The organism is Streptomyces sp. ADI95-17, assembly GCF_003846175.1.
Taxonomy (GTDB): domain Bacteria; phylum Actinomycetota; class Actinomycetes; order Streptomycetales; family Streptomycetaceae; genus Streptomyces; species Streptomyces sanglieri.
In genome coordinates this window covers 1,011,484-1,037,663 of the sequence record NZ_ML123046.1, presented here as the reverse complement: position 1 = coordinate 1,037,663, position 26,180 = coordinate 1,011,484, and the positions used below count along the sequence as shown (strand labels likewise).

Sequence of the window (26,180 nt, the reverse complement as noted above, 5' to 3'; positions counted from 1 at the left end):
ATATCCGACACAACGGCGTTTCGGGAGGTTCGGCCATGACCGACGTACTGCTCACCGTGGGCACCCGCAAGGGACTCTTCATCGGCCGCAGGCGCGGCGGCACGTGGGAGTTCGACGGCCCGCATTTCAATGCCCAGGCGGTCTATTCGATCGCCATCGACACCCGCGGGCGGGTCCCACGGCTCCTGGCCGGCGGCGACAGCGCGCACTGGGGCCCCTCGGTCTTCCACTCGGACGATCTGGGCAGCACCTGGGTCGAGCCACGACAACCGGCGGTGAAGTTCCCCCCATTCACCGAGGCGTCGCTGGAGCGGGTCTGGCAGCTGCACCCGGCGGGCCCCGAGGCACCCGACGTCGTGTACGCGGGGACCGAGCCCGCCGCGCTGTTCCGATCCGAGGACCGCGGGGAGTCGTTCGAGCTGGTCCGCCCGCTGTGGGAGCATCCGACGCGTTCGAAATGGGTGCCCGGCGGAGGCGGTGAGGGGCTGCACACCGTCCTGACGGACCCGAGGGACGCCCGTGCCGTGACCGTCGCGGTCTCCACGGCCGGAGTGTTCCGCACCAAGGACGGCGGCGCGAGCTGGGCCCCGTCGAACAAGGGCGTGTCCGCGGTCTTCCTCCCCGACCCGGATCCGGAGTTCGGCCAGTGCGTCCACAAGGTGGCGAGGGACGCGGTCGATCCCGACCGGCTCTATCTCCAGAACCACTGGGGAGTGTTCCGCAGCGACGACTCCGGGGACAGCTGGACCGACATCGGCCGGGGCCTGCCGTCGGACTTCGGTTTCGCCGCGGCAGCGCACCCGCACCGCGCGGACACGGCGTACATCTTCCCGATCAACGCCGATGCCGACCGGGTGCCCGCCGAACATCGCTGCCGGGTGTTCCGTACCGGCGACGCGGGCCGCACCTGGGAGCCGCTGTCGACGGGCCTGCCCGAGGAGACGCACTACGGCACGGTGCTGCGCGACGCGCTCTGTACGGACGATGCCGACCCGGCCGGGGTCTATTTCGGCAACCGCAACGGCGAGCTGTACGCGAGCGCGGACGACGGGGACAGCTGGCAGCAGCTCGCCTCGCATCTGCCGGACGTCCTGTGCGTGCGGGCGGCGGTGATCGACGGCTGACCTCCGGCAACGGGCGCGCCCGGTCGTCCGCGCCCCGGCCGGCCCTGTGCCGCGGGCTGACCGGTTCTTGCCGGTCATCGGTCCAACTCGATTCACCGAAGCAGCAGTTCCGCGCCATATGACGCGTTCTGAGGCAACCCCCGGGCTTCGCTCTCCGTCCTCCGGGAGCGGGGGCCCCAGGGATCTCTGGGGAGTTCGAGAAGGCCGATGACCAGGAGGACCACCTTGATCCGTGTCTCGCGCACGGTTACCGCCGCACTGGCGGTACTCACCCTGACCATGGGATGGCCGGAACTGGCGCGCGCGTCGCCGCAACCGGCACACCCGCAGCGATCCGCCGAATTCATATCCTCCATATCGCGGGGCGAGCCGGACGGCCGGCTCCCTGCGGACTGGCGGATCACCGGAACGGGAGCCGGGCGGGAACTCGTCTGGACCTCGCCCGACCCGGTGCCCATGGGTGATGCCCGAGTCGAGTTCTACACCGGGGAGCGGCTCCTGGGCCGGCCGGTCGCCGCGCAGGACCGGCGTACGTTCCGGATGAAGCTCGACGGCGTACGCCTCGGACCCGTGACCGGCCTCAAGGCGCTGGCGGGCGGACGGCGTCTCGACGAGTCCGGAGCCCGACGGGCCCCGGACGCCCGGCGCGCCGCCGAGGCCGCGAAGCCGACGGCTCCCCTGCCCGCGAACCCGGTCGATCCCGGCGTACCGGGCAAGTACCGGACCGTCAGCGGCGAGTACACCCTGAAGTCGGTGCGGCTGCCCGGGTTCAGCGCCCCGGTGGAGATGCGCGCCGCGGTGGTGTCGCCGGCCGGCGCACCGGGGCGGCGGCCGCTCGCGCTGTTCCTGCACGGCCGTCACTACACGTGTTTCAACGCCAAGGGCGATCAGGGCATGTCCTGGCCCTGCGAGGCGGGCACCCGGCCGGTGCCGAGCCATCGCGGCTATCTGCGTGACCAGAAGCTCCTGGCCTCCCAGGGGTATGTCACGGTGTCCATCTCGGCCAACGGGATCAACGGGCAGGACGATGCCGCCGACGACGGCGGCGCCCAGGCGCGCTCGTCCCTGGTGCGGCTGCACCTGGCCCGCTGGGCGGACTGGGCCACCCACCGGTCCGCTGCGCCCGCGGCCGTGCGTGCCGCACCGCCCGCCGACATGTCCAGGGTGCTGCTCGTCGGCCACTCCCGGGGCGGCGAGGGCGTCAACCGGGCCGCGCTCGACAGCCTCTCCCGGCCGCCCGCGGACCAGGACGGCTACCGGGGCCCGGTGCGCTGGCACATTCGCGGCACCGTCCTGATCGGCCCGACCGTCTTCGGTCAGAACCCGGTTCCCGACGTACCGTCCATGACCGTCCTGCCGGGCTGCGACGGCGATGTGTCCGACCTCCAGGGCCAGATCTACGTCGACGGCACCCGAGGCGTCAGCCGTGGCGCCGCACTGCACAGCGCGGTCTACATGGTCGGCGCCAACCACAACTTCTTCAACAGCGAATGGACGCCGGGGCAGGCGGAGGCGCCCGCCGACGACGACTTCTGGGACGACGACACCCCGGACCCGGTGTGTTCGCCGGGCAAGAAGGCCCGCCTCACCGCCACTTCGCAGCAGCGGGCCGGGGCCACGTACATCGCCGCCGCGGCCCGGCTGTTCGTCGCGGGTGACGACCGCGTACGCCCGCTGCTGGACGGTTCGGACCGGCGCGCGCCCTCGGCCGGTCCGGCCCGGGTGCTGACCCACGCGGTCGGCGGGAAGCGCACGCCCGCGTTCCTGCCGGACACCTCGACGGCCGTGACGGGCGGCCGGGTGTGCGCGCAGGTGGACACCGACCCGGGCCGCGCCTGTCTGCCGCCCGAGGGGGACGCAGTCTCCCCGCACTTCGCCATGTGGGAGACCCCGCGGGAGCCCGGCCGTCACGCGGTCGCGATGCGCTGGTCGAAGCCGGGCGGAGCGGTCAGGATCCGTCCCGCACGTGCGGTCTCCGTGGCGGGTGCCGATTCGCTGGCGCTCCGGGTGATCGTGCCGCCCAACACCACCGGCACCCGGCTGGACATCGCTCTCACCGACACCTCGGGCCGGCGGGCGACGCTGGGCGGCGCCCGGATCGACGGCCTGCCGGGCAGCGACCGGACCGCCTCCTACTGGGGGCGCGAGATCCGCGTACCGCTCTCCGCCTCCGTGCGGAGCAAGGTGGACCTGAAGCACGTGAAGAGCCTGGAGCTGACCCCGCGAAGCGGTTCGGGGCAGGCCTGGCTGGTCGACGCCTGGGGCTGGCGGCCCGGAACACCCGCGGTCCGGGCGGCCTCGCTGCCGCGCGTGGACATCGGCCACCTGAAGGTCTCGGAAGGCGATTCGGGGGTCCGGACCTACCGCGTTCCGGTGCGGGTCTCCGGGCACGGCAGCGGTCGGGTCCGGCTGTTCGTCTCCGATCCGGGCGAGGCCGAGCCCGTCTACCGGACGGTGACGGTGCGTCCGGGCAGCCATGACATCGATGTGCCGGTCGAGGTGCGGGGCAACACCCGCTTCGGCTACGACATCACGCACAGTGTGTTCGTCAAGGCGGTCCGCGGCGCGGTCGTCGGCTCCCACCTGGGCGGTCTGACCGTACAGAACGACGATCCGATGCCCACGGTCGAGGTGAAGCCGGTCGCGGACCGGGTCACCGAGGGGCAGAGCCTGCGCTGGAGGATTTCGCTCTCCGCGGTCGCCGATGTCGACATCGACTCCGCCGGTTTCGAGATCCAGCCGGTCGGCGCGGGGCCGGAGCTGTCCACCCTGGACGTCGACGGAACATGGCTGAAGGAAACGTTCGACGAGTCGCCCGACCCGGCCCGGCCGCTGTCCAAGGTGTCCGAGCCGTCGTTCCTGCCTGCCTTCGTGCCCGCCGGGAAGCTGAGTACCGAGGTGGCCGTGCCCACGGTCCGCGACGGGCTGAAGGAGCCCGAGGAATCGCTGCGGATGCAGCTGATGACCTACGACGATTCCTGGGAGCCGCAGGAGGGGCCGGTGTTCACCGGCACGGTGCGCGACGCACCGTGAACCGGGACGCCCGGCGCATGACCTAGTGGGATGTGGCACCGACTCCGTGAAGGGGCCGGTGCCACCGCGGGGGCCGGCGAAGCGAGCGCCCGGTCCGCGTCATGCCTGTCAGGGAAGCTGCCAGTCGACCGGCTGGGCCCCCTGGCGCAGCAGGAGTTCATTGGTGCGGCTGAACGGGCGCGAGCCGAAGAAGCCGCGGTCCGCCGACATGGGCGAGGGGTGCGCGGACTCGATCGCCGGGTAGTTGTCGAGGAACGGCCGCAGGTTGCGGGCGTCACGCCCCCACAGCACGGACACCAGTGGCTTGCCGCGTGCGGCCAGGGCCCGGATGGCCTGTTCGGTCACCTCTTCCCAGCCCTTGCCGCGGTGCGCGCCCGGTTTGCGGGGCGCCGTGGTGAGAGCCCTGTTCAGCAGCAGTACGCCCTGCCGCGTCCAGGGCGTCAGGTCGCCGTTCGACGGGCGCGGAAGCCCCAGGTCCGTGTGGAGTTCCCGGAAGATGTTCTCCAGGCTGCCGGGCACCTGGGGAACCTCGGGGGCCACGGAGAAGCTCAGCCCCATCGCCATTCCGGGTGTCGGGTAGGGGTCCTGACCGACGATCAGGACGCGTACGTCGTCGAAGGGCTGCTGGAACGCGCGCAGAACATTCGCTCCGGCCGGCAGATAGGTGCGTCCTGCCGCCACCTCCGCGCGCAGGAAATCGCCCATCTCGGCGATGCGTCCGGCAACGGGTGCGAGTGCCTCGGCCCAGCCGGGCTCGACTACTTCATTCAACGGTCGTGGTGCCACAGAACGTCACTCTACCGGCGTAAACGGTCCCGGCCCGTACCCGGTCCGAGCCGCCGAACTCCCCATCCCCCGGCTCGTTCTCGCGGTACGGGGGATAGGCTGCCGCCGTCATTCGTCTTCCTCCCTGGAGTCGGCCCATGAGTTCACCGCGGCGATCGCCGGAAAGCACCGGCGCCGGTGCGCGTCCGGGCGGGGCGCCTGCCGCGTCGGGGCCGTACGTGCTCGGCGTGGACTCGGGCGGTTCGGGGCTGCGCGTGGCACTGGGCGCCGTCGGCCTGGCCATCCCCTTGGAGACGGTGGCCTGCGCCGCTCCGGTGCGTACCGGAGCGGGCGGAATCGACGCGGGCCATCTGCTGGAACAACTGCTGCCCGCCGCCCGCGGGCTGCTGGAGCGGTGCGGCGGCGAGAACGGCGCCGGAATCGAGGCCGTGGCGATCGGCGCGGCCGGTATGGCGACGCTCGGCGGCCGGCTGCGCGCGGAGCTGCCGTCGGCCCTGGAGGACGCGCTCGGGGTGCGGCGACTGGCGCTGGCCGCCGACGCGGTCACCGCGTACGCGGGGGCGGTCGGTCAGCGTCCGGGGGCGGTCGTCGCGGCCGGCACGGGCATGATCGCGCTGGGTACGGACCTGACGAGCTGGCGGCGGGCCGACGGCTGGGGGCATCTGCTGGGCGACAGCGGCGGCGGGGCATGGATCGGCCGGGCCGGGCTCGATGCGGCCATGCGCGCCCATGACGGTCGCCGCGGCGGCTCCGCGGCTCTGCTGTCGAGGCTGGAGGCGGTGTTCGGACCGGCGCCGGAGCTGCCCGGACTGCTCTATCCGCGTACCGACCGGCCTGCCGTGCTGGCCTCGTTCGCGCCCGAGGTCGCCGCGTGCGCCGGGCACGATCCGGTCGCCGCGGGCATTCTGCGCGAGGCCGCGGCACATGTCGCGGAGGCCGCCGCGGCGGTGTGCCCGGCGGCGGGGGCCGACGGTGAGCCGTGCGAAGTGGCGCTGACGGGCGGCCTGTTCCGGATGGGCGATCCGCTGCTCGTACCCCTGCGCGAGGAGTTGGCCCGGCAGCTTCCGCAGGCACGTGCGGTCCCCGGTTCGGGTGATCCATTGACCGGTGCGCTGTCCATCGCGCAAGCGCTGGCGACCGGGGATCTGCGGCTGCCCCGCCACCCGACGCTGCTGTGGGTGCCTGGTGAAGGGCCTGGGCACAAGCCCGAGTAGGTGGTGACAGAGCGGGACAGTCAACCAGTAAGCCGCTCATCGGATAAAAGCGGACAGATAACGCCTGTCCGGGCCCTCCCCGAACAGGGCCGCACCCAAAACCAGTAGCATGCGGCGCCATGAGCACCCCCACTGGGCCCGCTTCCGGCCTGCCTGTACGAATGCCGCGACCTCGCCAGTCCGGACGGCACCGCCGCCCGGAGCCCGTGGTCGCACCCGAGGGCGCTGCCGCGCTCGTTCTCGCCGTTCCCGGTACCCCCTCCTCGGCCACGCGCAGTCTGGCCGAAGAGGTGATCAGCATCGCCCGTTCCGAGCTGCCCGGCCTCAACGCCCGGATCGGCTACCTCGACGGCGACGATGCCGAGTACCCGACGCTCTCCGCCGTACTGACCTACTGCGCCGCCGAGCGCGTCGCGCGCTACGAGCAGGCGCAGGCCGCGGGCCGTGAGGTCGCCGAGCCCGAGGGGCCGTCCGCTGTCGTCGTGCCGCTGCTCGCGGGGCCGGACAGCGCCCTGATCCGGCGGATACGACAGGCCGTGATGGACAGCGGTACGCAGGTCGAGCTGACCGATGTGCTCGGCCCGCACCCGCTGCTCGCCGAGGCGCTGCACGTGCGGCTCTCCGAGGCCGGTCTGGCCCGCGCCGACCGCGCCAGGCTCTTCACGGTGGCCACGGCCGCCGACGGCATCGTGCTGGCCACGGTGGGCGGCGACGAGGCCGTGCAGGCCGCCGGGATCACCGGCATGCTGCTGGCCGCCCGGCTCGCGGTTCCGGTGATGGCCGCGGCGCTCGACGTCGAGGGTTCCGTCGCGTCGATCGCCGAGCAGCTCACCGGCTCCGGCTCGGTGCAGCTCGCGGTGGCCCCGTACCTGGTGGGCCCGGAGGTGGCCGAGGGGCTGCTGGACGCCGCCGCGAAGGAGGCCGGTTGCGCGACGGCCGAGCCGCTCGGCGCCTACCCGGCGATCGGCAAGCTCGTGCTGTCGATGTACATGACGACGCTCGGCATCACGCCCGTCGCGCCGCAGGGCGCCCAGGCGCACTGACCCCGGCGCGACGCGCCACGATTCGCCGTACGGGCCCGGTTCTCCGGGCCCGTACGGCGATCGTGCTGTGCACGGCGCGGAATCAGCCGAAGATCACGCAGGACACGGCGGGGGCGGCCAGCGAGCCCGCGCGGCGCGGGATGCCCGTCTCCGGGTCGATGTCGAACCAGCTGACGTCGCCGGACCGCTCGTTGGCCGCGTACAGCCGGCGGCCCGCCGGGTCGAGCGCGAGGTCGCGGGGCCAGTGCCCGCCGCAGTCCACGGTCGTGACCAGGGTCGCCTGCTCGCCGGTCGCGTCGAGCGCCAGGACCGAGATGGTGTCGTGCCCCCGGTTGGCGGTCCAGAGGAACCGGCCGTCGTGCGAGACGACCACCTCGGAGGGGTACGTCGCCGGCTCGTCGCCCTCCGCCGGCGGCGCCGGCAGCACGGCGGTCTCCCCCACCGGCTCCAGGACGCCCGCGGCGGCGTTCCACCGGCACGTGGTGACGGTCGGTTCGAGTTCGTTCAGGACGTAGGCGTGGCCCCCCGCGGGGTGGAAGGCCAGGTGGCGCGGGCCGGTGCCCGGCCGCAGGGCCGTCTCGCCGTGCGGCCGCAGCGCCCCGGTCGTCGTGTCGAGCGCGCAGATCCGTACGGAGTCGGTCCCGAGGTCCACGCTGAGCACCCAGTTCCCCGACGGGTCCGGGAGCACCTGGTGGGCGTGCGGGCCCCGCTGCCGGTCGGCGTCGGGGCCGCTGCCCTCGTGCCGGGACACGGAGGCGACCGGGCCGAGGGAACCGTCCGCGAGCACGGGCAGGACGCTCACGCTGCCGGAGTTGTAGTTGGCGGTGAGCAGATGGCCGCCCGCGAGCGCGAGATGGGTCGGGCCGTCGCCGTCCACCGGCCGGATGCCGCCGAGCGGCTGCGGCACGTCGCCGGTGACGTCCAGGGCGGCTGCCGCACCGGGCTCGGTCTCGCTGACCGCGTAGAGCGCGCCGCCACCCGGCCCCGGACCGTGGCCCAGGGCGAGAAATGAAGGGTCGGGAACCGTGTCCGTGGTGCCGAGGACAGTCAGCGCCCCGGTCTCCCGGTCCACGGCGGCGACGGTGATTCCCCGTCCGCCCGCCGAGGTGAACGAGCCGATGAATGCCCGTACCGCGCCGTCGTCGCCGCCCGTCGCACTGTCCGTCACCGCAATGCCCCTCTCAGCCGACCGATCACGACGGCCCGTGCCGTCGTGATCTTCCGGGGCGACGGTAGCAGTCGGCCATGAGGTCCAGACCAGTGCCTCGGCTGCCGGGGCCACTCGGGGGAACACGTCCGGGGACGCTTCACACACCGATCAGCGGTGCCCGCGGGTCGCTGTGCAGTGGTGCGGCGAGGTCGGCGAGCGCCCGCTCCAGGCCGTGCAGATGGGCGAGCGCGGGCCCGGCCGCGGCCGCGTGCGGCGGGATGCCCGGAACGCCCGCCCGGAGTTGCGGATCGGGGGTGGTCAGCGCCTCCACGGACGCCTCGACCCGCCAGCAGGCGGCGGCGAGGCGGGCGTCGTGGGACGCCTCCGGGTCCGCCGCGACGGAGGCCAGTCCGCGCACCTCGCGTGCGCATGCGTCCAGCAGGGCGAGCACCTGCCCGGCGCGGGCCTTGCGGGCGCGCAGCGGGCTGAGCGGGTGGACCAGCGGGGCCAGGGACATCCGTACCCGGCCGAGCAGCGCCTCCAGTTCGGCGATCCGGGGTGCGGGATCGGCGGTCGGGGACCCCGAGAGCCGTGCGGCGGCCTCCGCGGTGCAGGCGTGCACACAGCGCAGGGCCCGCTGTATCCAGGCGTCGGTGGTGGCGTGCGTGGTGATCGGCAGCACGAGCAGCACCGCGAGCATCGCGCCGAGCGCGCCCACACCGGTCTCCGTCAGTCGCAGCACGAGCAGGGCGGGGTCCAGTACGCCGAGGAGCCCGTACAGCGCCCCGGCCATCACCGTCACCGAGAAGACCATCCAGGTGTAGGAGACCGCGGCGGTGTAGAAGATCCCGAAGACTCCGGCCGCGACGACGAACGCGGTGGGCACGGGCGCTCCGTGCAGCGGGACGACGGCGGCCAGACCGATGGGTACGCCGACCAGTGTGCCCAGGATCCGGCGGAAGCCGCGGACCAGTGTCTCGCCCCGCGAGGCGGTGTTCACGAAGACCCACCATGTGGCGCCCACCGCCCAGTACCAGCGCTCTTCGGACAGGACGAGACCCGCCATCAGCGCGAAGGCCGCGCCCGCGGTCGCCTGGACCGCCTGTCGGGTGGTCGCCCGGCCCAGCCCGGTGCCGGTCACCGGGGCGATCACGACGGCGGCGGGCTGCCGTCGTTCGTAGCACCACAGCCCGAAGCGGACGGCCGACGAGACGAGCAGCGAGAGGGCGACCGCGGAGTACAGCTCGGGCAGCTGACCGGGCAGCGTGTGGAGGAACTGCGTGGTGAAGAAGGCCATGAAGGCGAACACACCGAGCGAGTGGCCGCGCGGCCCCCATCGCCGGGCGTACACACCCGCGCCGATGACCGCGAGGAACGCCACGTCCCGGGCCACCGGGTGGTCGTGCAGAGCCGCGGCGAGGGCGAGCACGGGGAAACCGGCGACGGGCAGCAGGGCGGTGGTGACCGCCTGCCCCCGCACCGTGGTGTCCAGCACCGTGAACAGGGCCAGCAGCGCGGCGAGGCCGCCGGTGACGGCCGCGACGAGGGAGTGGCCGGCCAGGCCGCACACCGCGACGGCGAGTCCGATGCCGAGGACGGCCCGGACGCTGCTGCGCAGCCTCAGCCGGCCCGGGTCCGGGGCGACGAACATCCTCTTCAGCACCAAACGCTCCCGCTTCCGTGCGCCGGCCCTGCACACCGGCATGAAAAAGGCGCCGCGGAGATCCGCAGCGCCATCGACGGGTACATCACAGCATCCCTGCGGCCCTTGGCTCAAGCCGGGCAGGCTCCACTGGGCCATTGGCACATTCATTTCCGGGGGCGGTGCGCCATCAGTAAGCCAACGGACCGGCGGCCTGCCGGAACCCCCGCAGGTGACCGCACCGCCCCCGCACGGATCGCTACTCCTCGCCCGGCCGCACCGGCGTGGCCTCCTCGGCAGGGGTCAGAAGGTCTGTCAGACGGCGGGCCGACGCGTCCCAGGACCAGGACTCCCGGACCCATTCACGGCCCGCGGCGCCCATCGCCGCGCGGTCGGGGTCCAGAAGTATCCCGGTCAGCACCTCGGCGACGGCCGCGGGATCGGTGCCGTCCACGACCCGGCCGGTCCTGCCGTCGAGGACGGTGTCCGGGGCGCCGCCCGAGTCACCGACGACCACCGGCAGACCGCTCGCCGCCGCCTCCAGGAACACGATCCCGAGCCCTTCCGCCTCCAGACCGGCCCGCCGGGTGCGGCACGGCATCGCGAAGACGTCCGCCGCGGCGTAGTAGGGCGGGGTGTCGGTGTGCGAGACGCCGCCCGCGAAGTGGACCGCTCCCTGGCCGTGCCGCGCCGCCAGTTTGCGCAGCCGGGCCTCGTCGGGCCCCCGGCCGACCACCACCAGCTCGGCGTCGGGCACCTGGCTCCGGATCAGCGGCAGGGCCCGGATGAGTGTGTCCTGGCCCTTGCGGGGGACGAGCCTGGCCACGCAGAGGATGACGCGCTTGCCGTGCAGGGCGAGTTCGGTGAGCGGGTCGGGTCCGGCGTCGGCGCGGGGCCGGTACACCTCGGCGTCGACCCCGGGAACCAGCCGGCTCATGCGGGCACGCGGGCCGAGCGCGGGCTCGATCCGGGCGCGGGTGTACTGGCCCAGATACGTGACCACGTCGACGCCATTGCCTATCCGGCGCATCAGCCCGCGCGCACCGGGGGTCCTGGCCCACCAGATCTCGTGGCCGTGGGTGGTCGCCACGATGCGCCGTACGCCGCTGCGCCGCAGGGCCGGTGCCATCAGTGCCAGCGGAGCGGCGGCGCCGAACCAGACCCGGTCGCAGCCGTGGGCCCCGGCGATCTCGACGGCCCTGCGGGTGACCCGGCCGGTGGGCAGCAGTGTGCGGGCGGCATCCCGTACGACGGGGAACGGCAGGCTCGCGTCGTAGGCGGTGTCGCCCGGCTCGTGCGAGGTGTAGACGACCACGTCGTCGTCCGGCACCCGGGTGGCCATCGCGTGCACGAAGGTCTCGATGCCGCCCTGACGCGGCGGGAAGTCATTGGTGATGACGAGGGTGGAGCCCATGGACTTTTCGGTTCCTTCGGTCGTGGACGGAATCGGTCGGACCGTGTACGGCGAACAGCTCGTCGCCGTGGGTCGCGGGGCACGACGACCCGCCGGGCGGCCCACGGCCGCTCGGTGGTCCCGGGTCGTACGCCCCTGGGTTGTGGCGCTCCTGCCGTCATTCGGGCATGCCGGAGCGAACGGCGTGCACGGACGCCGTGGGTGTGCGCTGCGTTGCGTTGCGCGGGTCGTGTTGCGCGAGTCGCGTTGTGGCGGTTGTGTCGCGCCGGCCGGCTCAGTAACCGGACGGGCGCACCAGGCCCGTTTCGAAGGCGTGGACCGCGGCCTGGGTCCGGTCGCGCAGACCCAGCTTGGCCAGGATCCGGCCCACATGGGACTTCACGGTCTGTTCGGCGACCACGAGACGCGCGGCGATCTCGGTGTTGGACAGGCCCTGTGCGATCAGGGCCAGGACCTCGGTCTCACGTTCCGTCAGCTCGCCGGTACGGTCCTTGAGCGGCGCTCGTGGACCGGCGCTCACCCGGGCGAACTCGGCGATCAGCCGCTTGGTGATGTTGGGGGCGAGAAGCGCCTCGCCCTCCGCCACCACCCTTACCGCGTGGGCGAGTTCGGCGGCGGAGGCGTCCTTCAGGAGGAATCCGGACGCGCCCGCGCGCAGCGCCTCGTAGACGTACTCGTCGAGATCGAAGGTGGTCAGGACGAGGACCTTCACCGTGGCGCCGTCGGCCCCGGTGATGACGCGTGTGGCCTCGATGCCACCGAGCCGGGGCATGCGGATGTCCATCAGGACGACGTCCGGGGCGAGTTCGGCCACCTTCTCCACGGCGTCGGCACCGTCCACCGCCTGGCCGACGACCTCGATACCGGGCTCGGCGTTCAGCAGCACCGTGAAGCCCTGCCGGACCATCATCTGGTCGTCGGCGATCAGTACGCGGATGGCCGTCATCGGGAGTCCTCGGCTGGGTCGGCGGGAGCGGCGGAACCGGCGGGCTCCGCGGTGGGCGGTGCGGGCAGTATCGCAGTGACCTCGTAGCCGCCGTCGGGAGTCGGCCCGGTGACGAGTTCGCCGCCCAGCATCGCGGCGCGCTCACGCATGCCGAGCAGGCCGTGGCCGGCGCCCGTGGTGGGCGGGGCGGGGCGGTCCGGCGCGGTGTTGGTGACCCGTACCGTGACCCCGGAGACCCGGTGGCGGATCTCCACCCGCACCCGGGCCCCCGGTGCGTGCCGCATCGCGTTGCTGAGCGCCTCCTGCACGATGCGGAACGCCGACAGCTCGACGCCCGGCGACAGCGGACGCGGCTCCCCGGTGGTCTCGGCGGTGACCTCGACACCGGCGCCACGCGCGTTGCCGACCAGTTCGTCCACCCGGTCCAGCGTGGGCTGCGGGGCGTGCCGCGCGGCCTGCGGCAAGGGGTCCTCGGAGCGCAGTACGCCGAGCACCCGGCGCAGTTCGGTGAGCGCGTCGACCGCGTTGCGGCGGATGCCCTCGGCGTTCTCCCGCAGCTCGTCGGACGGGTTCTCGACCAGGTGCGGAACGACCTGCGCCTGGATGGAGATGACCGACATGTGGTGGGCGACCACATCGTGCAACTCGCGTGCGATGCGGTTGCGTTCCTCCAGCAGGGTGCGCCTGGAACGCTCCTCGGCGGTGAGCTCCTCCTGCACGACCAGCTTCGTACGGACCACCACGAGGCCGCGCAGGGCGCCCGCCACCACCACGGTGAGAACGAGGGCGGCGATCGCGAGGCGGATGTCGTGGGCGCTGCGCCACGGCGTGCTCGCCCCGCAGGCGAGCCCCAGCAGCAAGGTGATCGTCAGGGTCTCGACGGCGATCCGGGGACGCACCCGCAGCGCGAGCAGGAACAGCACCCCGGCCTGCATCGCGATCCCGACCCCGCTCCAGGGGTACGCCCCGCTCCACGGGAACGGCTCCCCCAGACCGGCGTTCGCGGCGAACGGGGTGACCATCACCGTGCCGATCATCGACGCCCACCAGGCCGGCACCGGCCGGTACAGAGCGACGACGCACGCCACCGACTGGATCCCCGCGAACAGGATGCCGAGCTGGATGCCCATCCCGAAACCGAAGGCGTACTGGTTGGTGCCGGCGATGAGCACCCCCACCGCGAGCATCACCAGCGGCACCATGATCACCGGCCGCCATTCCAGCCAGCGCGGCTGCCCCGCCTGCCCGTTCGGATCGGCCGCCAGTGTCAGGAGGTCCTTGCGCAGGATGCCGGGCCATGCCCGCAGAGCCCGCGCCGTACGCTTCGTCATGTCCCCCGGATTCACAGCTCGCACCTTATTCGGGCCTTTCGTTCGGATCATGCCTGGCCCCTCCGGGCAGGAGGCTCCAGGACGGGCCCTGGGCACGCCGCGCCGCCACCGGTCGGACTGGGCGTCCCTCGCGGACGACCAGGCTCTTCGTCCGCGCCGGCCGCTGCCGTTCGTAACCGCGAAACGCCAGCCGGCAGATCAGCAGCGCCGCGGCGAACGCCGGCAGCCAGGCCAGCCGGGCCAGCACCCAGCCGGGTCGGTCGGGCACGGTGTGCAGACCCGGCAGCGTCCCGCCCACCCACAGGCCGGTCGCGGTGACCGCGATCATCGCCGTCTGGTGCCACAGGAACACCGTCATTGCCGAGAGGTTCAATGTCGCTACCACCGCCCAGAGCGCGGGGCGTCGCAGCGCCCGGCGCAGCGGGCCCATCAGCAGCAGTGCCGCCCCGCACTGCGCCAGGCCGAAGGTGACCACGGCGAGGGTCGGCGGGTCGAGATTGGAGACGGCCACGCCGGGGACACCGACCATGGTCGCGGGGTATCCGGCCCACAGGACGAGTGCGGCGGTGGCCGCCGCGCCGCCGAGCAGCAGTGTCCAGCCGGTCCGGCGGCCGGACAGTTCGCCCCGGGACCAGGCGGCGCCCAGGCAGTACGGCACCAGCCAGCCGGCCGCTACGTTGACCGCGGCGAAGCTGCCGGGCGCGTCCAGGCCGAACCGGTAGAGGTCGACGACCAGTACGACGGCGAACGGCCACAGCGGATGGAGCTTCGCCACAAGCGGGGTCGCCGCCGTCAGCGCCGCGAAGACCACGAGGAACCAGAGCGGGGACCACACCAGCTTGCACAGTGCCCGCACGGTGTCCTGGTCCACGCCGGAGGCGAGCATCGCGCAGGCCGCCACGGTCCAGACGACCGGCACCACGGCCAGCGGGCGCAGCAGCCGGCTCATCCGGGCGCGGAGCCACCGGCCGTAACTCTCGCCCCTGGAGCGGGCGCAGGCGTGGCTCTTCGCGCCGACGAGTCCGCCGACCAGGAAGAAGACCGCGAGGGTCTGGAACAGCCAGGAGGCCGGTGTGAGTCCGGGCAGGTACCGGAGCGGGCTCGCCCCGTGCACGGTGCCGCTGTCGACGACGAGCGCGGTGACCAGCCAGTGGCCGAGGACGACGCCGAGGATGGCGATGCCGCGCAGTGCGTCGACGGCCCGGTCGCGGTCGGCGGGGGTGGCGGATTCGATCCGCCGGACGAAGTCACGCATGTCGCTCTCCCGTGGGCTCTGCGGATCCGGCCGTCCCCGCCACGATCCGGGCGATGTTCCTCAGCGGTTCGGAACCGGTCTTCAGGTAGTCGCTGTGCCCGCCGGAGCCCGCCGCGAAGGGTTCGGCGCCGAACCCGGGCGAGACCGGGTCCGTGCCGAACCCGATGTCGGCGAAGGGCAGCCGGAGTTCGATGTGAGGTACGCCGGCGATCCAGTCGCCGCCGGCGCGGCCCGCCCAGACGGTGGCGGGGGTGTGCAGGGCGGCGGCGTTCCGGTAGCCGGTGCCCGGGCTGCCGTACAGGACGATGCCGGAGACGCGCAGTCCGTGCGCGGCCCGCGCGCAGACGACGGAACCGTAGGAGTGGCAGAGCAGGGTGGTCCGGGCGGCGGGCCTCAGACGTGTCAGCTCCCTGCTGAATCGGGCCAGTTCGGGGGCGGCCTCGATGGCGCGGGCCGAGGTGATCGAGGTGGGACTCACCGTGGTCGGCGTGCGGTATCCGAGCCAGGCGACCACGGCCGAGCGCCCGCCGAGCTCCTTGTGCAGGGCACGGGCACCGTTGCGCAGCCGCCAGTAGTGGTCGATGTCGATGCCGGCTCCGGGGACCAGCACGGCGATGCGTTCCGCGTGGGACAGATCGCCGACGACCTCGACGGAGCGGCCGCCGTCCCGGCCGTCGAAGGTGAGGAAGCGGCGGCCGGGGCCGGCCAGTTCGTGCAGCGCGGCGGCCCGCTTGCGGTCGCCGTGGCGGGCCGCCGCCCGCTCGGCCGCGCCGATGTCGGCCCGCGTCGCGGCGTACCGCTCGGCCAGGGCCTCGGGCGCCGCGGTGCGCAGCGGCCCGTGGGCGGCCGGGGCGGGTGCCGGTACGGCCGCCGGGGTCGCCGCGCCCGAGACGGGGACGGCCACCGAGGCGGCCACCAGTGCGGCGAGCAGGCCGCGGCGCAGCCGGGATCTGCGCGGATGGGACGGCATGGCGGGTTGTTCCTCCCGTACCTGGTGGCTGTGTCGCTCAGGTACAGAAGCTATGAACAGCGCTCCGTAGTCGGCGTCCAACCGGGGTGTGAACCTGTTCCGTAGCTCTCAGGGACTACAGGTATGACACGCGGGCCGGGGCGGGGAGCAGCTCTCGGTGGCGGGCCCTCGCTGTGCCGTTGGTACAGTCGCAGCCCTGATCGTCGTACCAGAAGGAGGCCGGTGGATCATGGCGGTGGACGCCCTCGACACCCGTATCCTCCGGTTGCTCATCGAGCAGCCGCGTACCAGCGTCCGCGAGTACGCGCGCGTCCTCGCCATCGCCCGGGGCACCCTCCAGGCCCGGCTCGACCGGCTGGAGCGGGACGGTGTGATCACCGGCACCGGGCCGGTCCTGTCCCCCGCCGCCCTGGGTCACCCGGTGCTGGCCTTCGTCCATCTCGAAGTCACCCAGGGGCATCTCGACGAGGTGGGCGAGGCGCTCGCCGGGGTGCCGGAGATCGTCGAGGCGTTCTCGACGACCGGCGGCGGGGATCTGCTGGCGCGGGTGGTGGCCCGGGACAACGGGCACCTGGAGGATGTGATCCAGCGGCTGATCCAGTTGCCCGGGGTGGTCAGGACGCGTACCGAGGTGGCGCTGCGGGAACGGGTGCCGCACCGGCTGCTGCCGCTGGTCGAATCGGTCGGCCGTACGGCGGCCGGCGGCCGGAACTGACCGGCGCAAGGCCGCTCCGGGCGCCGGACACCCGGCCGTTCGGCCGCCCGGAGCGGACGGAAGCGCTCCACGGGTCGGCGAGGTCCGGCGGCCCGATATCCTGATCTTGCCGCGCGCCCCCCACCTCGCCCCGACCCCGTCGGGTCGCCGCCGTGGCAGCAGAAGCGGCCCACAATTCGAGATTGGTGCACAGTGCTGGTAGCTGGTCGGTACCGGTTGGTTTCCCCCATCGGCCGTGGCGGCATGGGTGAGGTGTGGCGTGCCTCGGACGAAGTCCTCGGCAGAGCGGTCGCCGTGAAGTTGCTGCTCGGCGACCGCGCGGACGAGTCGGCCACCGCCCGGTTCCGGCTGGAGGCGCAGACCGCGGCCCGGCTGAGCCACCCGCATCTGGTGGCGGTGTTCGACTTCGGGGCCTGGGAGGACCGCTTCTACCTCGTGATGGAGCTCGTCGAGGGCAGGAGCCTGGGCGATCTGCTCTCCGCCGAGGAGCGGCTGGGCGCCGGCCAGGTCGCCCGGATCGCCGGTCAGGCGGCCGCGGGGCTGGCCGCCGCCCACCGTCAGGGCATCGTGCACCGGGACATCAAGCCCGGGAACCTGATGCTGGACGCCGAAGGGTCGGTCAAGATCGGCGACTTCGGCATCGCCCAGTTCGTCGACGACCCCTCCGCCGCGCTGACCACCACGGGACAGATCGTCGGCACCAGCCTCTATCTCGCCCCGGAGCGCGCGCTCGGCCGTACGGCCGGTGCGGCGTCCGACATGTACTCCCTCGGCTGCGTGATCTACCAACTCCTGCTGGGCGACCCGCCGTTCCGTTCGGACACGGCGACCGCCACGCTCTATCAACATGTCGACACGGCACCGGTGCCGCTCCGCCAGCGGGGCGTCGACCTGTCTCCGGCCTTCGACTCCTATCTGCTGGGGCTGCTCGCGAAGCAGCCCGAGGACCGGCCGAGCGCCCAGCAGGTCGCCGAGTGGTTCCAGAGCGATGCCTGGCGGGGACAGCCGGAGCCGCTGCCGATGTACGCGCCCGCCCCTCCCCCTGCGGCACCGGGCGTTCCGCACATCCCCGCCCCGGCCGGCCCGGGCCTTCCCCGCACCGCGGCACCCTCCCCCGCGCACGGCTCCGCCGAGCAGGGCCAGGGCCCGGCGACGTACCGGCTGCCGCAGTCCGGCGGCCGCAGACGTCGCCCGGCGGAGCGGACCGCGCCCGTCCGGCGGCGCACCGGCGCCCGGGAGGCGATCCGGCGCAGGCCCAGGGTGGCGAGCGCCGTCGCCGGTACGGTCGCCTTCATCGCGGCCGTGTATCTGGGGATGGCCCTGTTCTCCCCCGACTCCGGCTCGGCCGACACCCCGGACACCGGCTCGACCGCGACCACCGGGCCCGAACAGTCCGGCTCCTCCGCACCGCTGCCGCCGGCCGGGGACCAGGAGGAGGACGAGGAGGACTGACTCCGCAGGGCCGGGCTGACGCGGGCTCTCCTCGGCCTGGCCTCCCGGCCGTTCGGGCCCGCCCGGAACAGCCGGTCGCCGGCCCGCCCCCGCACCGCGACCTCGCGTCAAGCACCCGTCAGGACCCCGCGCCCCGGCATCAGCGGTTCGTCAACGCAGCGCGTACGGGCCGGCCGGCTGTCTAGCGTCGCTGTCATGCAACGCCACATCGGCCTGCGGTGGCCGTCTCCCCCCGGCATGACCGCCCACGACCACGGCTGGGCCGCGGATCTGCGCTTCGCGGTCCACTGCGCCGTCGCACTCCTCGGGCTGCTGCTGGCCGTCGACGCGGCGGCCCGCCATCTCACCTGGCCGCGCGCCCTGTTGTGGACGGGGCTCGCCGCCCTGCTGTGCGCGGTCCTGGTGCCGCCACGGGTCCGCGCGGGTGCCGGATGGCTCTCGTCGCGGGGACTGCTGCACGAGCGGACCGTGTGCACCGACCGGCTGGTGTCGGCGCGTTGGTCGGACGGGATCGCCCAGCGGCTGGTGCTCCGGGATGCCGACGGCCACCGGGTCGAGGTCGACCCGGAGGTGTTCCTCGCGAACCCTGCGCTGTGGCACCGGCTGGACGAGGACGTGCGCGGCTGCGTGGAGCGCGGGACGCTGCGGTGCGGGGTGACGGCGCTGCGGCAGCTGGCCGACCGGATCGACCGCAGACACGCGCGGGCGGTGTTCACGGCCTCCGGGCTGGAGTGACCGCCCCGCCCGTCACCGGTGTTGTGCGATCCCACCAGCGCGGCTTGACCAAACTTGCCAAGTCTCCCCGCGTCCTTCGCAGTTCGTTGACGAGTCCATGACGACGTGTGAGTGTTCGGTCGCTCGATCACGGACACCAGGGGCGCGGGCGGCCGGCGACGGCCGGGGCACGTGCGCACCGTACGCGGCTGCCCGTGATCGAGGCCCCCCGAGTCAAGGAGCCTCGATGAAACTCAGACCGTTGACGGCCGGGACGACCCTGGCCGTCCTCGCCGCAATGCTGGTCGTCACCGGCGGGCAGCCGGCGTCCGCCGAACCGTCCCCGCCCGCCCCCTCCGCGCTCTCGGCCGCCGTGTCGGCGGCCGACCGGGCGGTCGCCAGTGGTCTCGACACCCTGGCGAAGGGGCCCGAGGAGCGGTACGAGCGCCAGATGGTGACCCCATGGGTCAAGGGCATGTACTCCGTCGCGTACCAGCGCACCTACCGCGGCCTGCCGGTCGTCGGCGGGGACGCCGTCGTGGTGGCCGACTCCGAGGGCCGGGTCCGCGGCACCCAGTCCGCGGTGTCGCGGCGGATCAACGTGCCGACCGCGCCCACCGTCTCCGCGAAGGCGGCCGAGACCACCGCCCGCAAGAAGCTCCGCACGGTGAAGCGGGTGGAATCGCGCCGGCTCGTGGTCCGGGCCACGGACAAGTCCTCCCGGCTGGCGTGGGAGACGGTGCTCACCGGGCGCACCGCCAAGGCCCCCAGCCGGCTGCACGTCTTCGTCGACGCGGGCACCGGCAAGGTGATCGACAGCTACGACGACGTCAAGGCGGGCACCGGCAACAGCCAGTGGAACGGCCCGTCACCGCTGGCCATCGACACCACCGCCTCGGGCGGCAGCTACTCGCTGCGCGACCCCAACCGGCCCGGTCTGAGCTGCGCCGACTACAGCACGGGCAGTGTCTTCACCAAGTCGAGCGACTCCTGGGGCACCGGCAACGCCTCCAGCAAGGAGACCGGCTGCGTCGATGTCATGTGGGCGGCGCAGCACGAGTGGAACATGCTCAAGGACTGGCTGGGCCGCAACGGGCACAACGGCAACGGCGGCAGCTGGCCGGTCGAGGTCGGGCTGAACGACGTCAACGCCTACTGGGACGGCTCGTCGGTCTCCATCGGCCACAACAACGCCAATCAGTGGATCGGCGCGATCGACGTGGTGGGCCATGAGTTCGGCCACGGCATCGACCAGTACACGCCCGGCGGCGCCAACAACGAGTCCGGCCTCGGCGAGGCCACCGGCGACATCATGGGCGCCCTGACCGAGGCGTACACCAATGAGCCGGCGCCGTACGACGACCCCGACTACACCGTCGGCGAGAAGATCGATCTGGTCGGTGACGGGCCGATCCGGATCATGTACAACCCGGGCCAGATCGGTGACCCGAACTGCTACAGCTCCTCAATACCCAACACCGAGGAGCACGCGGCGGCCGGTCCGCTCAACCACTGGTTCTACCTGCTGGCCGAGGGCTCGAACCCGGGCGGCGGCAAGCCGTCCAGCCCCACCTGCAACAGCTCCTCGGTCACCGGCGTCGGCATCCAGAGCGCCGGCAAGGTCTTCTACGGCGGCATGCTGCTGAAGACGAGCGGGATGACGTACAAGCGCTACCGCACGGCGACACTGACCGCCGCGAAGAACCTCGACCCCGGCTGTGTGCTCTTCGACCGGACCAAGGCCGCCTGGGACGCCATCAGTGTCCCCGCGCAGAGCGGCGACCCGACCTGCACCGCCGGCGGCAACAACGACTTCACCATGTCGCTGGACCCGGGGTCGGGCTCGGTGAAGCCGGGCAGTTCGGTGACGGCCACGGTGCGGACCGCGGTCAGCTCCGGGAGCGCGCAGTCGGTCGCCCTGACGGCGAGCGGCCTGCCGAGCGGTGTCACCGCGGCCTTCAGCCCGTCGTCGGTGCAGGCCGGGGCCTCCTCGACGATGACCGTGTCGGCGTCCTCGAACGCCACGCCCGGCGCGTACACCTTCACGGTGAAGGGTGACGGCACCCAGAGCCACACCGCGCAGTACACCCTGACCGTCGACAACGGGGGCGGCAATCCGGGCGGCAGCGCACCGGACATCAGCGTCGCCAACGTGCAGGCGCACCTCACACAGCTGAACACCATCGCCACCCAGAACGGCGGCAACCGCCGGGCCGGCAGCGCCGGTTACACGGCCTCCGTCGCCTATGTGAAGAGCAAGCTGCAGGCCGCCGGCTACACCGTCAGCGAGCAGACCTGCACCAGCTGCTCCTACCGCGGCAACAATCTGATCGCCGACTGGCCGGGCGGCCCGTCCGACCAGACGATCATGTTCGGCGCCCACCTGGACGGCGTCTCGGCCGGTCCCGGCATCAACGACAACGGTTCGGGCTCGGCCACCCTGCTGGAGAACGCCCTCGCGCTGGCCCAGCGCAACCCGACCATGACCAAGCACGTCCGCTTCGCCTGGTGGAACGGCGAGGAGCAGGGGATGGAGGGCTCCGAGTACTACGTCGGCCAGCTCGGTTCGGCCCAGCGCAGCACCATCAAGGCGTACTACAACTTCGACATGGTGGCCTCGACCAACGGCGGCTACTTCATCAACAACCTCAACTCGGCCGCCTCGGCGCCGATGAAGGAGTACTGGGACTCGCTGAACCTCTCGCCGGAGGAGAACATCGAGGGCCAGGGACGGTCCGACGACTACTCCTTCCAGCAGGGTGGCATCCCCACCTCCGGGTACGCGACCGGCGCCAGCGACACCAAGACGTCGGCGCAGGCCGCCAAGTGGGGCGGCACGGCGGGCCGTTCCTACGACTCCTGCTACCACTCGTCCTGTGACACCACGGCCAACATCAACGCGACCGCGCTCGACCGCAGCGCCGACGGGGTCGCGTACACCGTGTGGAAGACCGCGGTCGGCAGCACCGCGCCCGCCGACGACTTCTCCGTCTCGGTGAAGCCGGTCTCCGGCAATGTCCAGCCGGGCGCCTCGGTCACCGCCACGGTGTCCACGGCGACCACCGGCGGCTCCGCGCAGTCCGTGCAGCTGACGGCCTCCGGCGCGCCGAGCGGCGTCACCGTCTCGTTCGCCCCGGCGTCCGTGCAGTCGGGCTCCTCCTCGACGATGACCGTCTCCGCCGGGGCCCAGGCCGCGGCGGGCACGTACACCATCACGGTCACCGGCACCGGCAAGGCCACCCACACGACCACGTACTCGCTCGTCGTCGGTGGCGGCGGCAGCACCTGCCAGGCCAAGCAGGTCGTCGCCAACGGCGGATTCGAGGACGGCGTCGCCCCGTGGACCCAGTCGGACGGTGTGATCAACAACCGGACGTCGGAGCGGCCGGCCCACACGGGCGCGTACACGGCCTGGTTCGGGGGCTGGGGTTCCACGCACTCGGACACCGCCTCGCAGTCGCTGACCGTTCCGTCGGGCTGCTCGGCGTACAAGCTGTCGTTCTATCTGCGGACCGACACGGACGAGTCGGCGGGCGACCCGACCGCGTACGACACGTTCACCGTGAAGCTGGGGACCAAGACGCTCGCGACGTACTCCAACGTGGACGCCGCCGGTTCCTACGCCCAGAAGACCTTCGACGTCGGTGCGTTCGCCGGCCAGACGGTCACCCTCGGATTCACCAGCAGTGAGGACGCCTATCTGCAGACCAGCTTCGTCGTGGACGACGTGACGCTCAACGCGAGCTGATTCCACGGGCGTTCACCATCCGGGGCGGGGCGTGCGCACACACGTCCCGCCTCCGGCGCGTCACCGGACGACGGCCGCCAGCCTGCGGGTGAAGTCGTCGGTCTCCGGCCGGTTGTCGTGCCGGGCCGCCAACCGGGTGTGCAGGCCCCGGAGTTCCTGCCCGAGCAGCGTCGACGCGGTGACCTCGGTGGTGTCCAGGACCGGACCGGCGATGGCGATCGCCGCCTGCGAGTCCTGGGCGCAGGCATGGGCGTCCGCCATCCGTATCTGGAACAGCATCCGTGCCGAGTGCATGCCCGGCGGGAGCAGACCGAGCGCGGAGCGGGCGGCGCCCACCGCGCGCAGCGCCAGGCGGCGGTCCCCGGTCGCCGCCGCCAGGTCCCGCAGCGCCCCGGCTGCGCCGGACTCCACCCGCAGGCGCACGGAGGCGACGGAAAGCCAGGGCGCCTCCGTCTCGTCCTGTTCGCCGACCCGGTCCAGCTGCGACCAGGCGCGGTCGATGTGGGCCAGTGTCTGCCGGGCGTCGCCCCGTACGGCGTGGCCGCGCGCCAGGTACAGATCGCTCATCGCGCCCGCCCAGTACCGGCCTGCGGCGGCCTGCCGGATCGCGCCCCCGTAGGCGAGGGCCGACGGGCCGTCGCCCTCCAGCCTGGCCAGGGTGCTCATGTCGCTGAGCGCGGCCACCTCCGTTCCGACATGACCCGCCAGCTGGGCCCAGACCAGCGAGCGGTCGAGCCAGGCCATCGCCGTCGCGTTGCGGCCCCACAGCAGTCGCAGGCAGCCGGCGGACTGCGCGTACTCGGCAGCCAGGGGCGCGAGTTGACCTTGGTGGGGTGCCGCGGGCAGGGCCATCCAGCGGAGCATCGCGTGCAGGGTCCGCTCGACCACCGCGGTCGCCCCGGGCCAGGCACGCTCCTCGTCGGCCCGCAGGCAGACGGCCAGGAGCGCCGTCAGGGCGTGCACCGTGTCGATGTCCAGTGCGGGGTGCGAGGCGTCGGCCGGGCCGAGCGAGCAGAAGGCGGAGTGCAGGGCGATGACATCGGCGAGCACCGGGACGGTGCAGCCTTCCCGGCCGTGCACCGGGCACATCAGCCCGTAGCTGGGCAGCCTGCTGGGCAGGACGGTGTCCGGCGGCAGCATCGCGAGCAGGGTGCCGCCCGCGGGTTCCCCGGGCAGCGGGCCCTGTCGTGCGGGGGCCGGCGGGGGGAGTGTTCCCACGCCGTCCTCGCCCGCGCGGCCCGCTCCCTCGGCCTCGGCCGCCTCGCAGGCGGCGAGCAGGGCGCCGCCCGCCGTCATCAGCTCGTCCAGCCTGCGGGCCAGCGGCAGCGGGGTCCTGCGGGTGCCGTGCTCCAGTTTGCTGATGGCGGTGTGGTCGTAGCCGACGCGGGCCCCCACCTGGGCCTGGGTGAGCCCGGCGCGCCTGCGCCACTGGCGAAGCCGGGTGCCGAAGGCTCGCCATGCCTCCGCGGTACGGGCATCGGGCGCCGGGCCCATGCCCTCGGTCACCCGGAACTCCTCGGAGCCCCACCGGATTCCCCACCTGTGCCATGCTCATGGCTCATAGCCGGGAAGGATAGCGAGCGCGCGGTGGCGCTGTCCCCTGTGCGGCGGGAAGACGGCGCCACCGCGCAACTCCCTTGCCCGGACGGCCGGTCGGAAGGGGCCGCCCGGCCACCCGGGTCCGGTCCACCGGATGGCCTCGGGCCGTCACGGTTGCGGTGGGTGAGGGCGCCGCGGATCGCTGCGGCCACCGGGGGCCCTGCGGGCCGGCGTTCAGCATGCCCGGGGTGTTCACCCGGACGGCGCCCCGCCTCGTTGATCCCGGTGAGCCCGAGCAGCCCCACGGCGGTCGGTGCCGGTTGTTCCGGCCAGGCGAAGCCAATGGCCGGAAGATTCCCGCGGGGGCCGCATGAACGGGTCGCGCGCCGGGCATATGACGGGAACCGACAGGGGGGTGGTGGCAATGGGCCGCATCAGGATCGTCCGACGACCGCAGATTCCGTCCCGCCCGCCGCCCCTCGATCTGCGGACCCCGTCGGGCCGTCCGTTGCCGTACTGAGCTCAGGGCCCGGCACCTCGCCCCAGGTCGCCGAGCACCGCCCGCCCGGTCCGGTGGGCACCCCTGGAGCGCTCTTCTGCGTGATGATGGGCAGGGACCGTCGCGGCGAGCGGCCGCAGCCGGAGGCGTCGCGTCGGCCGACTCGGAAGGGCGGCCGTCATGCACTCATTCGGTACGCGGAGACCGGGCGCCGCCTCTGCGGTCGCGCTGGCACTGCTGGTCGCCGCGCTGGCGGGCTGCCAGGGCGGCGGAACGACTTCCGCACCGAGCAGCTCCGAGCCTGCCGGATCGCGCGCCCATGTGCTCGCCGTGAAGATCGACAACGTCGGTCCCGCCCGCCCGCAGACCGGGCTCGACAAAGCCGGCATCGTCTATGTGGAGCAGGTCGAGGCCGGTCTCAGCCGTATGCTCGCCGCCTATTCGTCCCGGCTGCCGGGCGTGGTCGGCCCGGTGCGCAGCGCCCGGGAGACGGACCTGGAGCTGCTCCGCCAGTTCGACCGGCCGACGCTCGCCTTCTCCGGGGCCCAGTCCAAGCTCCTTCCGGCCATCGCGGCGGCCCCGCTGGACCCGCTGACCCCCGAGACGGACCCGGACGCGTACTTCCGGAGCAGTGACCGCGCCGCGCCCCACAACCTCTATCTGCGCCCCGCGCGCGCCTCGCACACCGCCACCGGTGTGAACGCCGCCGAGGACATCGGGCTGCGATTCGCCGCCGCCGTGCCGGGCGGCAAGGCCGTCGCCGCTCGCACGGTGCGCTATCCGGCCGCGCGCTTCTCGTTCACCTGGTCGGCCGAGCGGAGCCGGTGGCTCGTCTCCATGGACGGCGCCCCGGCCCGTACGGCGGACGGGACCCGGCTCGCCGCGGCCGATGTGGTGGTGCAGTACGTGACGGTGCGCCCCTCGCTGTATCAGGACCGGTGGGGCAGCAAGTCCCCGTACACCGAGACGGTGGGTTCGGGCTCCGCCGTGGTGCTGCGCGACGGCAAGGAGTACGACGCCGAGTGGTCACGCCCGGCGGACGATGCGGCGACCTCCTTCACCACGCGGGACGGCGAGCGGATGACGTTCGCCCCGGGCCAGGTCTGGATCGTCTTCGCATCGAAGTGACACGACCGGCGGGTCCGGCCGACTCGTCGCCGTGAAACCACGGTTACGGGAAACCGGAGGGTGTCGGGTGCGGAGAACCGTATCCGGTGCGGCGGCAATCCTCGTACCGGCGCCGGTCGCCGGTTCCTAGCGTTGCCGGTGAGGCGCGGCGGACTTCTCGTGCCTCACCACAACGGCCAGGAGTCAGTTCATGGATCTCGTCATTCTCGGTCTTCCCCAGGAACCCGCGGGCGGTGTCGCCGGCTGGGCGGCCGGCCTCGTCGACACCATGGGAGGTCCGGGTGCAGGCCTCGCCATCGCCCTGGAGAACCTCTTTCCGCCGCTGCCCAGCGAGGTCATTCTCCCGCTGACCGGGTTCGCGGCGGGGCAGGGTGTCATCGGTCTGGCCTCCGCGCTGTTCTGGACCACGCTGGGTTCGGTGGTGGGGGCGGTGGCTCTGTACTGGATCGGCATGCTCTTCGGCCGCGAGCGGATGCA

The 26,180-nt window shown here is 73.0% G+C and carries 18 protein-coding genes and 1 pseudogene; 10 read left to right on the top strand and 9 right to left on the bottom strand.

The features are described from left to right. Nucleotides 1-35 precede the first annotated feature (35 nt). Both EES42_RS18385 and EES42_RS18380 read left to right on the top strand, forming a co-directional pair. Nucleotides 36-1,124: a WD40/YVTN/BNR-like repeat-containing protein gene (locus tag EES42_RS18385; RefSeq protein WP_124719267.1), complete on the top strand. Its 1,089-nt coding sequence runs from the start codon at nt 36-38 to the stop codon at nt 1,122-1,124. 456 nt (nt 1,125-1,580) lie between these two features. Next, nucleotides 1,581-4,157: an alpha/beta hydrolase family protein gene (locus tag EES42_RS18380; RefSeq protein WP_241196444.1), complete on the top strand. Its 2,577-nt coding sequence runs from the start codon at nt 1,581-1,583 to the stop codon at nt 4,155-4,157. Between the two features lie 108 nt (nt 4,158-4,265). On the opposite strand, the gene EES42_RS18375 is transcribed toward EES42_RS18380, so the two are convergent. After that, the gene (locus EES42_RS18375) at nt 4,266-4,943 is read right to left on the bottom strand and encodes a uracil-DNA glycosylase (RefSeq protein WP_124719265.1); all 678 of its coding nucleotides are present in this window, start codon (nt 4,941-4,943) and stop codon (nt 4,266-4,268) included. 137 nt (nt 4,944-5,080) lie between these two features. Here EES42_RS18375 and EES42_RS18370 point away from each other — a divergent pair, with 137 nt between their 5' ends. Next, nucleotides 5,081-6,157, top strand: coding sequence for an N-acetylglucosamine kinase (locus EES42_RS18370; RefSeq protein WP_124719264.1), 1,077 nt, complete (start codon nt 5,081-5,083; stop codon nt 6,155-6,157). Between the two features lie 119 nt (nt 6,158-6,276). Continuing rightward, nucleotides 6,277-7,200: a sirohydrochlorin chelatase gene (locus EES42_RS18365; protein ID WP_124719263.1), complete on the top strand. Its 924-nt coding sequence runs from the start codon at nt 6,277-6,279 to the stop codon at nt 7,198-7,200. 82 nt (nt 7,201-7,282) lie between these two features. Here the strand turns inward: EES42_RS18365 and EES42_RS18360 are convergent, their stop codons facing one another. The 7 genes from EES42_RS18360 to EES42_RS18330 form a co-directional block, all read right to left on the bottom strand. After that, nucleotides 7,283-8,368, bottom strand: coding sequence for a lactonase family protein (locus tag EES42_RS18360; protein WP_124719262.1), 1,086 nt, complete (start codon nt 8,366-8,368; stop codon nt 7,283-7,285). Nucleotides 8,369-8,507: 139 nt separating this feature from the next. Next, nucleotides 8,508-10,013, bottom strand: a complete 1,506-nt coding sequence (locus EES42_RS18355; RefSeq protein WP_124719261.1) for an FUSC family protein — start codon at nt 10,011-10,013, stop codon at nt 8,508-8,510. A gap of 238 nt (nt 10,014-10,251) precedes the next feature. After that, a complete protein-coding gene (locus tag EES42_RS18350) occupies nt 10,252-11,406 on the bottom strand; it encodes a glycosyltransferase family 4 protein (RefSeq protein ID WP_124719260.1) in 1,155 nt (384 codons plus the stop codon). A 274-nt stretch (nt 11,407-11,680) separates the two neighbouring features. Continuing rightward, nucleotides 11,681-12,352: a response regulator gene (locus EES42_RS18345; RefSeq protein ID WP_124719259.1), complete on the bottom strand. Its 672-nt coding sequence runs from the start codon at nt 12,350-12,352 to the stop codon at nt 11,681-11,683. Further along, on the bottom strand, nt 12,349-13,683 hold the full coding sequence (locus EES42_RS18340) for a sensor histidine kinase (protein WP_124719258.1): 1,335 nt from the start codon (nt 13,681-13,683) through the stop codon (nt 12,349-12,351). Before EES42_RS18340 ends, EES42_RS18345 begins: the two co-directional genes overlap by 4 nt. Nucleotides 13,684-13,708: 25 nt before the next feature. Continuing rightward, entirely contained in the window at nt 13,709-14,938 is a 1,230-nt protein-coding gene (locus EES42_RS18335) for an acyltransferase family protein (protein ID WP_124719257.1), read from the bottom strand. Next, nucleotides 14,931-15,908: an alpha/beta hydrolase gene (locus EES42_RS18330; protein WP_124719256.1), complete on the bottom strand. Its 978-nt coding sequence runs from the start codon at nt 15,906-15,908 to the stop codon at nt 14,931-14,933. Before EES42_RS18330 ends, EES42_RS18335 begins: the two co-directional genes overlap by 8 nt. 229 nt (nt 15,909-16,137) lie before the next feature. Between EES42_RS18330 and EES42_RS18325 the strand changes: the two genes are divergently transcribed. The 4 genes from EES42_RS18325 to EES42_RS18310 all read left to right on the top strand — a co-directional run bounded on the left by EES42_RS18325 (nt 16,138) and on the right by EES42_RS18310 (nt 22,537). Then, a complete protein-coding gene (locus EES42_RS18325; RefSeq protein ID WP_124719255.1) occupies nt 16,138-16,623 on the top strand; it encodes an Lrp/AsnC family transcriptional regulator in 486 nt (161 codons plus the stop codon). A 243-nt stretch (nt 16,624-16,866) separates the two neighbouring features. Then, nucleotides 16,867-18,075 (top strand): serine/threonine-protein kinase, encoded by a 1,209-nt coding sequence (locus tag EES42_RS18320; protein ID WP_241196443.1) that lies wholly within the window; start codon nt 16,867-16,869, stop codon nt 18,073-18,075. Between the two features lie 195 nt (nt 18,076-18,270). Continuing rightward, nucleotides 18,271-18,810, top strand: a complete 540-nt coding sequence (locus EES42_RS18315; RefSeq protein WP_241196442.1) for a hypothetical protein — start codon at nt 18,271-18,273, stop codon at nt 18,808-18,810. A gap of 241 nt (nt 18,811-19,051) precedes the next feature. Continuing rightward, nucleotides 19,052-22,537: a M28 family peptidase gene (locus tag EES42_RS18310; protein ID WP_124719434.1), complete on the top strand. Its 3,486-nt coding sequence runs from the start codon at nt 19,052-19,054 to the stop codon at nt 22,535-22,537. 60 nt (nt 22,538-22,597) lie between these two features. On the opposite strand, the gene EES42_RS18305 is transcribed toward EES42_RS18310, so the two are convergent. After that, nucleotides 22,598-24,043, bottom strand: coding sequence for a helix-turn-helix domain-containing protein (locus tag EES42_RS18305; RefSeq protein ID WP_124719253.1), 1,446 nt, complete (start codon nt 24,041-24,043; stop codon nt 22,598-22,600). A gap of 712 nt (nt 24,044-24,755) precedes the next feature. On the opposite strand from EES42_RS18305, the gene EES42_RS18300 reads away from it, so the two are divergent. Both EES42_RS18300 and EES42_RS18295 read left to right on the top strand, forming a co-directional pair. After that, nucleotides 24,756-25,703 (top strand): DUF3048 domain-containing protein, encoded by a 948-nt coding sequence (locus tag EES42_RS18300; RefSeq protein WP_124719252.1) that lies wholly within the window; start codon nt 24,756-24,758, stop codon nt 25,701-25,703. Nucleotides 25,704-25,893: 190 nt separating this feature from the next. Then, nucleotides 25,894-26,178 (top strand): annotated as a pseudogene (locus tag EES42_RS18295) (DedA family protein); the annotation flags it as partial. Between the last annotated feature and the right edge of the window lie 2 nt (nt 26,179-26,180).